Origin of the sequence: Pseudomonas sp. Irchel 3E13 (assembly GCF_900187455.1) — a bacterium.
In the GTDB taxonomy this organism is placed as follows: Bacteria; Pseudomonadota; Gammaproteobacteria; order Pseudomonadales; family Pseudomonadaceae; genus Aquipseudomonas.
Genome location: NZ_FYDX01000033.1, coordinates 1 through 10,671, shown reverse-complemented (window position 1 = coordinate 10,671; position 10,671 = coordinate 1). Strand labels below are relative to the sequence as shown.

Annotated in this window: 11 protein-coding genes; 8 read left to right on the top strand and 3 right to left on the bottom strand. The window is 59.3% G+C overall.

Going from position 1 to position 10,671, the window contains the following annotated elements; translation table 11 throughout:
- On the top strand, positions 1-109 hold a 109-nt coding region (locus CKW37_RS32080; protein ID WP_135192744.1), incomplete at its 5' end, for an IS3 family transposase.
- Between the two features lie 401 nt (positions 110-510).
- Here CKW37_RS32080 and CKW37_RS32070 read toward each other — a convergent pair.
- Together CKW37_RS32070 and CKW37_RS32065 are read right to left on the bottom strand one after the other, a co-directional pair.
- Positions 511-1,431 (bottom strand): hypothetical protein, encoded by a 921-nt coding sequence (locus CKW37_RS32070; RefSeq protein WP_095160067.1) that lies wholly within the window; start codon positions 1,429-1,431, stop codon positions 511-513.
- 544 nt (positions 1,432-1,975) lie between these two features.
- Positions 1,976-2,449 (bottom strand): hypothetical protein, encoded by a 474-nt coding sequence (locus CKW37_RS32065; protein WP_095160066.1) that lies wholly within the window; start codon positions 2,447-2,449, stop codon positions 1,976-1,978.
- Between the two features lie 83 nt (positions 2,450-2,532).
- Between CKW37_RS32065 and CKW37_RS32060 the strand changes: the two genes are divergently transcribed.
- Complete coding sequence (locus tag CKW37_RS32060) at positions 2,533-2,814, top strand: helix-turn-helix domain-containing protein (RefSeq protein WP_071533994.1); 282 nt, start codon at positions 2,533-2,535, stop codon at positions 2,812-2,814.
- Between the two features lie 787 nt (positions 2,815-3,601).
- On the top strand, positions 3,602-4,222 hold the full coding sequence (locus CKW37_RS32055) for a hypothetical protein (protein ID WP_095160065.1): 621 nt from the start codon (positions 3,602-3,604) through the stop codon (positions 4,220-4,222).
- Positions 4,223-4,232: 10 nt separating this feature from the next.
- Here the strand turns inward: CKW37_RS32055 and CKW37_RS32050 are convergent, their stop codons facing one another.
- The gene (locus CKW37_RS32050) at positions 4,233-5,033 is read right to left on the bottom strand and encodes a DNA-binding transcriptional regulator (protein WP_095160064.1); all 801 of its coding nucleotides are present in this window, start codon (positions 5,031-5,033) and stop codon (positions 4,233-4,235) included.
- 340 nt (positions 5,034-5,373) lie between these two features.
- On the opposite strand from CKW37_RS32050, the gene CKW37_RS32045 reads away from it, so the two are divergent.
- From CKW37_RS32045 to CKW37_RS32025, 5 genes are read left to right on the top strand one after another with little or no spacing between them, the layout of a single operon-like run.
- On the top strand, positions 5,374-7,041 hold the full coding sequence (locus tag CKW37_RS32045) for a bifunctional 3-(3-hydroxy-phenyl)propionate/3-hydroxycinnamic acid hydroxylase (protein ID WP_095160063.1): 1,668 nt from the start codon (positions 5,374-5,376) through the stop codon (positions 7,039-7,041).
- A gap of 1 nt (position 7,042) precedes the next feature.
- On the top strand, positions 7,043-8,005 hold the full coding sequence (gene mhpB / locus CKW37_RS32040; RefSeq protein WP_095160062.1) for a 3-carboxyethylcatechol 2,3-dioxygenase: 963 nt from the start codon (positions 7,043-7,045) through the stop codon (positions 8,003-8,005).
- A gap of 2 nt (positions 8,006-8,007) precedes the next feature.
- Entirely contained in the window at positions 8,008-8,865 is an 858-nt protein-coding gene (locus CKW37_RS32035; RefSeq protein ID WP_095160061.1) for an alpha/beta fold hydrolase, read from the top strand.
- A gap of 13 nt (positions 8,866-8,878) precedes the next feature.
- Positions 8,879-9,673: a 2-keto-4-pentenoate hydratase gene (gene mhpD, locus CKW37_RS32030; protein WP_095160060.1), complete on the top strand. Its 795-nt coding sequence runs from the start codon at positions 8,879-8,881 to the stop codon at positions 9,671-9,673.
- A 31-nt stretch (positions 9,674-9,704) separates the two neighbouring features.
- Positions 9,705-10,631 carry an acetaldehyde dehydrogenase (acetylating) gene (locus CKW37_RS32025; RefSeq protein WP_095160059.1) on the top strand — a complete coding sequence of 309 codons (927 nt, stop codon included), beginning with the start codon at positions 9,705-9,707 and terminating at the stop codon, positions 10,629-10,631.
- The last annotated feature ends 40 nt before the right edge of the window (positions 10,632-10,671 follow it).

Genomic DNA, 10,671 nt, shown 5'->3' with positions numbered 1-10,671 from the left:
CGATTACATCGAGATGTTCTATAACCCTAAACGCCGACACAGCAGTGCTATGCAGCTGTCTCCAGTAGAGTATGAGAAACGCTATTTCCTGAGCTTGGAGAGTGTCTAGGAAACCAGGGGCGATTCATACATTGAGACTAAGGCAGACTTCATTCCACTGGACATCACCGAATCTGACATCCTCGATGATATTCACAAATGCATTCAAAACGGTGAGCCCTACGAGCTCAATATTGAGTCTGCCAACCTGATTCCGCTGGATAGACGAAAGATTTTCGGGTCCCAACAAGCCGTTCGAAGCCAGAGCATAGCATTGAAGAAACAGAAGAAAGCCCGGCAGAAGCGAGACCGGGCAGCCAGAAAGCAGAGTCGATCGAGTTGATTTTGTAAAGGCCCCAAGGCGGTCTTGATACGCCAATAGCAGGGGGCCATGCCAGAGTTTGGCTGTTTGCTGCCGCACCAAAAAATGCTTTCGAAATCGGAAGCAGTAATATTTTTTCTACCTGGTGTTCAGTAAACGGCTGCTGGACCGCGCTCATTGTCGGGCAAGTAGAAAACCGTGTCTTTCGGCAAGTTCTTGGCCAGGGCGGCGGCGAGTTGCTCTGAGGTCACCTCTCCGCGGGACTTGAACAGCATGGTGTCGATGAGTGCACCAGACGAAGATCCACTGGTGGTTTCATGGCCTACTGGGATAGCCACAATTCGTGCAGGGTAGCCACCCCGATCAAGCGGTGCGAAGCCTTCAGCGGCAAGAACGCCCCGGCGGCCGGTGAAAACCTTCGCCGCTTTGAGGCCTGAAGGGGTTTCGATCTTGCCCAGCCGATACTCAGCGTTTGGCAATACGTAGGATCTGCTGATCTCTGTCACGGTCTTGTTGAATATTGCCTCTACCTTGGCCCCACAACTGGCCACGGCCGCTGCCATGTCCTGGCCTTCAACTGCGGGCATGAAGCAGATCACAAACCCCAGGGCAACTCGGGGGTCCACCTTGGGGGAGCCGCCAATCAGGCTCAAAGCCATGCCGGCGCCACCAATGTTAGCGCCAATTGCGTTCAAGCTAATGACTTCAAGATCCTTTCCGGTAGAACCGTGAGAAGCGGTGTCGGTGGACATGTAGCGAATGGTTTCTTCCTTGGTCGATTGTATAAGCTGGGCACCATTGAAAGAGCCGGGAGGGGCGGCTTCGAGGGAGGGCATACCCATGACGGCAAAGACCTTGTCAGTTGCAGTGGCCGTGCTTGCGAATTTCTGCGGCGCACTATTGGCATGCTTGATCGTCATCTGATCACCTGCCCTGAATTCGTAGACAATCGCCGCTGACTGCGCCGTCCCGACACCTTCGACTTGAGCCTTTTTGGCATTGTCGTACATGGCACAGCCGCCGAGTGATGCGATTGTTGTAGTGATCAGTGTAAAGCCGATGAATTTCATCCTTGGACCTCTTCTGGGTTTTTCACATGAGACCAATCGGTCGATCATGCGTCGTCCGAGGCCACAAACCGACCTGATCCACCTTTGCTTGAGACCCGAACGAAAGGTTTTGGAGGAGGGCAGGTTGTATTGGCCATCTGGTTCGTAGTCGATTTGCACGCGGTCGTCGGTTGGACAATTTGATGTATCCTGATCCTCGAAGCTTGCTCCGAGAGCGTTGCTGATGTTTGGCGCTTGGTACGGGGCGGAACGTCATTCCTTTCCGCGGCTCATGGCAATTGGAGGGTATTAGGTGAAAAAAACAAAACAGGAAACGCGGGCGGTCAAAGAAGCGAGATTGCGGGCCGATGCAAGAGCTGTACTTGCAAAGCGAACCTTGAAGCGCAGTCGCTTTCTGAACGCGGCTCTTTCAAACAGCGCGGATTTCGAGCCAGTTGGGCGATTGGCCGGCTGAAGTATTTTTGTCTGGTTTTTCTCCACTAGTCTCGGAAAGGCCGAGATCACTGGTTTAGGGCTGGAGCGACCGCGTGGCTGCTACTGAAGCTCACTCGCGATCCGCCATGGCTGCGGGCTCTTGCGCGGTATCAAAGAGCATCGAGCTGCTGAAGACTGTCTCGTAGCTTGCTCCTTCCAGGGATGCGATCTCAGCGTCCCCGTAGATGTAGGTTTTATCACCTAGAACTCTGTATGCGTATGCAATCCCTTCCTCAAATTTAAACCGCAAAATCGACTCCAAGGGTTCCATCATCCACCGACCAGCGTGATTGACATGGTCTGGAGTAATGAGCAGCACACTTTCCACTCGTAACCCGCTTTCCTGGTCGCTCACGAGAGATTGGAGGAGCTGGTCGTTACTCAGCATCAGCATCGGATGCTGCACAAAATCTCCATCCTGCTCCTGGGTGGCGACGTAGAACCAGGGCCTATGGATGTTGTGTTCCACGTAGCTCCATGCGGTGGAATCCCCTCCAAAAAGACTAAATTGATCGATTTTTGCGTGCTGGTAGGTCAGAAACATCAGTGGATCTCTAAATATACTGTGTACAGTATAGTGCAGATCGCATCGAAGCGGCTTCATCGTTCCCTTTGCGAGTTGCTTCAATGCGATCGGAACTCAAGCGTGCGCTTGGTACGGTGCTCAAGTCGTATCGGCTGAAACGAAATTTCTCTCAGGAATGCTTAGGGCCGAGCCAGGCCTACATCAGCAACCTCGAGCGGGGCAGGTGGAGCCCGTCGCTAGACAAGATCGAGCAGATGTCCGATGTGCTCGGAGTGCATCCCGCGAGTGTCATTCTTGCTGGGTACCTATCCATAGCGGACGGTAAAAGCACTGAGGAGCTGTTGGAGCGAATCCGTGGGGAGCTGGGAGAACTTGGACTCTAGATAGGCGTCCGAAAATACACCTTCCTCCTAGTGAAACCGCATTCAGCAGGGCTGCAGATTTGACAACCAATTGATGCCGATCCCCGGTTGTGCTGTCGAGCCGCGGCTTTTACCGCACCGTCGCCTTTGCCAGCTCCACGTCATGTGGGCGGGTACGGGGCGTTGGTAGGAGAAGAACGTGCGGTGGTGTTGTGTTGGCTGAGCATGTGGTTGTAGCATGCAATGGCACTGTGCCTGGTGACTCCACCAGGAAGGTAGCTGCCCTCTAGCAGCAGTAGGGTGATCTTGATGAGGTCCAACCCACAAACGTAAAGAATTTAGGCCGACAAGGGCTTAAATTTTACAGAAGTTTTTACGGCTTCTGAGAAAAACCATAGAGATCATGGACTTATTGTAAGCGTGAAGCTTCAAGGTGCTTGTTACCGTTCTGATATCAGCTGTAGAAACTCTTTGTAGAGTTGCCTCACAGAACCCCCGCCATGCGGGGGTTCTTCGTTTCTGCCGTTTAAAGATATTGATCAGCGCAATGGCAATGCTGCAAGGGCAATGTATCTGGGCGCGTGACGAGTCTGGCTAATGCTGGCTGGACAAACTGTCGAAGTTTTAGTTCGAGTTTGCTGGTTGCTGGATTAGATCAATTCAGATGCACTCTTTCGTCTTCTGGCTTGCTTTCTGTAGTCCCTATTAGTTCCCGCTGTAGGCGTATTCTGATTTTTATAGTCTGGCGGGTTCGTGGCGCTATCGGAGGATCATGCGAGGTAGTATTGGCCTCTTTCGGGAGGTGCGCATGAAAGAAAAGTTGGTTGAGTCGGAAAAACAAAAAGTAGTCTTCTCACCTTCGGTGCAGAACTACACGAGCAAAGATTTTTCAGGTGAGGATGCAGACAATATAGATGCCGGTCATATGGAGAATTCAGGTCGGCAGGTTGTCTGTGGGGAAGAACACACGAAGAAAAGTAAGATTCCAGTCAGTCTATCTGGCGTTGACGAAAAGTTTCAGGTTAAAGGCTTTGTCGAAGCATATGAAACATTTATTGATGAAAATCCCTCCTGTCGTCCGCTCAATAAGGTGCCCGACCTATTGTTGACGTTGGTTGGTGGGGTAATTGCAGTGATCGGATTGCTGATGATGTTGTTTGGTCCTGACAGCATCATGGTAAGTGTCGTATCTGGTCCGACCTTTTTTCAATACATTCAACTTTATCCAGGCTATGTATTTAGTCTTGGCGCTTTTCTGTCTTCAGTTGGAGTGAAGCTTTTCAGGGAGGCCAAAGGCGTATCGCGTGAGCAGTTTCTAGCTGACGAATATGAGTTGTCAGGAAAGGAGGGTGTGCTACGCGATGGTTCTTACTCACTCCGATATATGGGTAAGGGAAATTTCTTGATCAAGTATCAATCCGAAGGTTGAGACTCAGCGCTCACGCGCCCATCGTGCTGCTCGCCTCCTGCTCAATCCGCAACGCCGTCCTCTGCAACGCCGGCAAATAACGCACAACCGCCTGCTCGATACTCATCGCCTTCGCCACATACACCAGATTCAGGCACCCCAGCAGTTGCTGCTTGCCGCGGATGGGTACGGCGATGGAGGCGATCTTTTCTTCCTGGTCCCAGGTCATGAAGTTTTCCCCGTAACCCCGGTGGCGGGTTTTGCGCAGGAGGTTGTCCAGTGCTTCGGGATTACGTGCCAGACGGCTGTCTTCGTCGTCGCGGCTGGCCAGCAACTCGATGATGTGTTCGCGTTCGGCATCCGGGCAGAAGGCGAGGTAGGCCAGGCCCGTGGCGGTGAGCAGGATGGGCAGGCGTCGGCCGACGATGGAGCGGTGAAACGACAGGCGGCTGAAGCGGTGGGTCGATTCACGCACCACCATCGCATCGACATCCAGGGTACAGAGGTCGGTCGGCCACACCACCTCCTGCAGCAGCTCGGCCAGCAGTGGAGCGGCGAGGGCGGAGATCCATTGGTCGTCGCGGAAACCTTCGCTCAGTTCGCGTACCTTCAGGCACAGGCGGAAGCTGTCGTCTGATTCGCTGCGACGTACGTAGCCTTCTTCCTGCAAGGTCTCAAGCAGGCGTCGCACGGTGGTGCGGTGCAGACCCGTCAGCTCGGCCAGACGGGTCGGGCTGGCGCCACCGCCGAGGTGGTTGAGGGTGTTGAGCAGCAGCAGACCGCGGGTCAGTCCGCGAACCGTCTTGTAGTCGGATTCGCCTTCGGATGCCATGAATTCACCAGAAATTCGTTGTAAATCAGTGCTGTGCACTAGGTGCACGGCGCGGCGGTTTTTGATTGTAGGGCAAGAAATGGCGTTCTTATACTAGCGCCAACAAGAACGAACACCCTTACAAGGGAAACCACCATGCTGCCTGCCCGCGCCCCATTCCTGCCCGACGCGCCGTCCTGACACCCTGACGGCCCGGCCCTGCCACCTCTGAGCAAGGTCGCCCACCGAACCCTTTTGCAACCTTCACACCCACGAACTTTTCCAGGTTCGGGGGCTGGCCCGGCTTGCCTGATGTTTGTCCAGCCGGCCGCCGTGACGCTGTCCGATACGGTGAAAAACAATGAAAACAACCCCTACCTTTTCCTCGCAGACTGACCACAAGGCCCAGGTCGTGGTGCTGGGTGCTGGCCCGGTGGGCCTGGCGATCGCCAACTACCTTGGCCAGTCCGGCATTGACGTGCTGGTGGTGGAGAAGCTCGACAAGCTGATCGACTACCCCCGCGCCATCGGCATCGATGATGAGTCGCTACGTACCGTGCAGGCCATCGGTCTGGTGGACCAAGTATTGCCGCACACCACCCCGTGGCACGCCATGCGTTTCCTCACGCCCAAAGGGCGTTGCTTCGCCGATATTCAGCCGCTGACGGAGGAATTCGGCTGGTCGCGGCGCAATGCCTTTATCCAGCCGCAGGTGGATGCCGTGTTGCTTAATGGCCTGAAGCGCTTCGGCAATGTGCGCATCCTGTTCAGCCGTGACGTCACCGAATTCACCCAGGATGACAGCGGTGTGAGCCTGCGCATGGAAGGTCCCGGCGCAGTCCAGGAAACCGTGCTCGGCGATTATCTGGTGGCTTGCGATGGCGGCAACAGCTACGTGCGTCGCACCCTCGGCATTTCGTTCGACGGCAAGACCGCGCCGAACCAGTGGATCGTCGTCGATATCGCCAACGATCCGCTGGGCACGCCGAACGTGTACCTGTGCTGCGACCCGGTGCGCCCCTATGTTTCCGCCGCATTGCCCCACGGCGTGCGCCGCTTCGAATTCATGGTGATGCCCGGTGAAACCGAGGCGGAACTGAGCAAGCCGGAAAACATGCGCCGCCTGTTGGCCAAGGTGCTGCCGGACCCGGACCGCATCGAGCTGATCCGCAGCCGCGTCTACACCCACAACGCGCGCCTCGCCGGGCAGTTCCGCAGCAAGCGGGTCCTGCTTGCCGGCGATGCCGCGCACATCATGCCGGTCTGGCAGGGGCAGGGTTACAACAGCGGCATGCGCGATGCCAGCAACCTCGGCTGGAAACTGGCGATGGTGGTCAAGGGCCTGGCCGGCGAGGGGCTGCTGGACACCTACGAACTGGAGCGTCGTGACCACGCCCAGGCGATGATCAATCTGTCGGTGCTGGCGGGCCATGTGCTGGCGCCGCCGAAGCGTTGGCAGGGCGCGCTGCGCGACGGGATTTCCTGGCTGCTCAACTACCTGCCGCCGGTCAAACGCTACTTCCTGGAAATGCGCTTCAAGCCGATGCCGCAGTACAGCGCCGGTGCCCTGGTGGCCAGCACGCCGCAACTGGCGAACTCGCCGGTGGGTCGCATGTTCATCCAGCCCAAGGTGCAGACCGAAGATGGCCGCCAGGTGTTGCTGGACGACGTGATCGGCGACAACTTCGCGATCATCGCCTGGGGCACCAACCCGATCTGGGGCCTGAGTGCGGCGCAGGTGGCGTTCTGGCAACGCCTCGGCACCCGCTTCATTCAGGTGCTGCCGGCCGTGCAACTGGAGGCTGGGCGCGAGGCCATCGACGGTGTGATCCGGGTCGGCGATTGCAGCGGAAATTTGAAGGAGTGGTTCGGTCGTTATCCAGCCTCCGTCGCCGTGGTGCGCCCGGACCGCTTCCTCGCGGCACTGGCCATTCCGCAGACGCTGGACAAGGCCTGCGACGCGCTGGCGCAGGCGGTTCATGCCACCGCGCCGCTGGTCAATCAGCCTGTCGCCAGCAAGGTAGCTTGAGATGGCCGCCCTGGTGCAATGCCTGTCGCACACGCCGTTGGTGGGGTTTGTCGATCCCGCGCAGGCGGTGCTGGATGAAGTGGGCGGTGTGATCGCCAACGCCCGGGCCCAGGTCGAAGCCTTCGACCCGGAGCTGGTGTTCCTGTTCGCGCCGGATCACTACAACGGTTTTTTCTATGACGTCATGCCGTCGTTCTGCATCGGCATGTCGGCGCAGGCGATCGGCGATTTCGACACCGCCGCCGGTCCGCTGAACGTACCGAAGGACCTCGCCGAAGCCTGCGCCGATGCGGTGCTGGAGGCGGGGGTGGACGCCGCGGTGTCCTACTGCATGCAGGTCGATCACGGTTTCGCCCAGCCTTTGGAACTGCTGCTCGGCGGCATCGACCGTTGCCCGGTGATCCCGGTGTTCATCAATTCGGTCGCGGTGCCGTTGCCGGGTTTCCAGCGCGCTCGCCTGTTCGGCGAGGCGATTGGCCGGTACGCCCGGACGCTGAACAAACGCGTGCTGTTCATCGGTTCCGGTGGCCTGTCGCATCAGCCGCCGGTGCCGGAGTTGGCGAAGGTGGACGCGCGCATGGCCGACCGCCTGATGGGCAGCGGCCGCAACTTGCCCGCCGATGAACGCGAGGCGCGCCAACAGCGGGTCATTCAGGCCGCCCGGCGTTTCGTCGAGGACCAGCACTCGCTGCATCCGCTCAATCCGGTCTGGGACCAGCAGTTTCTCGACGCCCTCAGCGAAGGCCGGCTGGCCGAGCTGGACGGCTTGAGCAACGCCGAACTGTCCGCCCTGGCCGGCAAATCCACCCACGAAGTAAAGACCTGGGTCGCCGCGTTCGCCGCGTTGTCGGCGTTCGGTCCCTATGCGGCCAGCGACCGCTATTACCGGCCGATCCCCGAATGGATCGCCGGCTTCGGCGCCCTTGCGGCGCGCCCCGTATCCAGCGCATTGAAGGAAGCCTGAACATGACTATTGCAACTGAAGCCTCAAGCAGCCGCCTGGTCCGGATCCAGGAAGGCGATCTGGATCTGCAACTGCATTACAACGATGTTGGCCAGGGCGATGAAACCGTGGTCATGCTGCACGGTTCCGGCCCCGGCGCCAGCGGCTGGGCCAACTTCAACCGCAACATCGAGCCGCTGACCGCCGCCGGTTATCGAGTGATCCTGATGGACTGCCCGGGCTGGAGCAAAAGCGATCCGATCGTCTGCCGCGGCTCGCGCTCGGACCTCAACGCCCGCGCCCTCAAAGGCCTGCTCGACGCCCTCGACCTCGACCGCGTGCACATTCTCGGCAACTCCATGGGCGGCCACAGCGCCGTCGCCTTTGCCCTCGCCAACCCGCAGCGGGTCGGCAAGCTGGTGCTGATGGGCGGCGGGACCGGCGGCGCAAGTCCGTTCGTGCCGATGCCCACCGAGGGCATCAAGTTGCTGAACGGCCTGTACCGCGAGCCGACCATCGACAACCTGAAAAAGATGATGAATGTCTTCGTTTTCGACGCCAGCAGCCTCACCGAAGAACTGTTCCAGACCCGCCTCGACAACATGCTGGCGCGCCGCGACCACCTGGAAAACTTCGTCGCCAGCCTGGCCGCCAATCCGAAGCAGTTCCCGGACTTTGGCGCGCGCCTGCACGAAATCAGCGCCGAAACCCTGGTGGTCTGGGGCCGCGAAGATCGCTTCGTGCCAATGGACGCCGGCCTGCGCCTGCTCGCGGGCCTGCCCAACGCGCAACTGCATGTGTTCAACCGTTGCGGTCACTGGGCGCAGTGGGAACACGCCGACGCCTTCAACCGCATGGTCCTGGATTTCCTCAGCCATTGATCTGGAGTCGAGCATGACAATTTCCCAACAGACCCTGGACCAACTGGCCGCCGAACTGCGCCAGGCCGAAGCCAGCGGTGAAGCTATCGCCCCGTTGCGCGAGCGCATCGGCGAAGACAACGGCGACGCTGCCTACGCCATCCAGCGCCTGAACATCGCCCATGCCGTGGCCGGCGGGCGGCGCGTGGTGGGGCGCAAGATCGGCCTGACCAATCCCAAGGTGCAGGCCCAACTGGGTGTCGACCAGCCGGACTTCGGCACGTTGTTCGCCGACATGTGCTACGGCGACAACGAAACCGTGCCGTTCGGCCGTGTGCAGCAAGCGAAGATCGAGGCGGAAATCGCCCTGGTCCTCAAGCGCGACCTGCCGGCCGCGGACACCACGTTTGCCGAAGTCGTCGCGGCGACCGGCTGGGTGATGCCGGCGCTGGAGATCGTCGGTAGCCGGGTGGCGGGCTGGAATATCCGCTTCGTCGACACCGTTGCCGACAACGCCTCCAGCGGCTGCTTCGTGCTCGGCGGGCCGATGCGGCGCATTGATGGCCTCGACCTGCGCAACGCGGCCATGCGCATGACTCGCAACGGCGAAGAAGTGTCCAGCGGCAGCGGCTCCCAGTGCCTGGGCCATCCGCTCAATGCCGCGGTGTGGCTGGCGCGGACCATGGCCCGGCTGGGCGAACCGCTGCGCGCCGGCGACGTGATCCTCACCGGCGCCCTCGGGCCGATGGTCGCGGTTGCCGCGGGTGATCGCTTCGAGGCCGAGATCGACGGTATCGGCCAAGTGGCCGTGGAATTCACGGTCGAGTGATTGCGACCTGCGTGCACAAGAGATGAACACAATGAAAAAACTCAACGTCGCCATCATCGGCTCCGGCAACATCGGCACCGACTTGATGATCAAGATCCTGCGCAACGCGCAGCACCTGGAAATGTCGGTGATGGTCGGCATCGACCCGAACTCCGATGGACTGGCGCGAGCCGCTCGCATGGGCGTGGCCACGACCCACGAAGGCGTGCAAGGCCTGACCCGTATGGCGCAATTCCAGCACATCGACTTCGTCTTCGATGCCACCAGCGCCGGCGCCCACGTCAAGAACGACGCCTTCCTGCGTTCGATCAAACCCGGCATCCGCCTGATCGACCTGACGCCGGCCGCCATCGGTCCGTACTGCGTGCCGGTGGTGAATCTGGAACAGAATCTCGACCAACTCAACGTCAACATGGTCACTTGTGGCGGCCAGGCCACCATTCCGATGGTCGCGGCCGTATCTCGCGTGGCCAAGGTTCACTACGCCGAAATCGTCGCGTCCATCGCCAGCAAATCCGCCGGCCCCGGCACCCGCGCCAATATCGACGAGTTCACCGAAACCACCTCTCGCGCCATTGAAGTGATCGGCGGCGCAGCCAAGGGTAAAGCGATCATCGTCATGAACCCGGCCGAGCCGCCGCTGATCATGCGCGACACGGTATTCGTCCTTTCCGAGGCTGCGGATCAGGCGCAGGTCGAGGCTTCGATCATCGAAATGGCCCAGGCCGTCCAGGCTTATGTGCCGGGCTACCGGCTCAAGCAGAAGGTCCAGTTCGAGGAAGTTCGCGACCTGAAAATCCCCGGTCTCGGCGTGTTCTCCGGCCTGAAGACCTCGGTGTTCCTCGAAGTCGAAGGCGCCGCCCATTACCTGCCGGCCTACGCCGGCAACCTCGACATCATGACGTCCGCCGCCATGGCCACCGCCGAGCGCATGGCCCTGTCGATGATCAACGGCTGAGGAACGACCATGAAAAAAATCTACATCTCCGACGTCACCC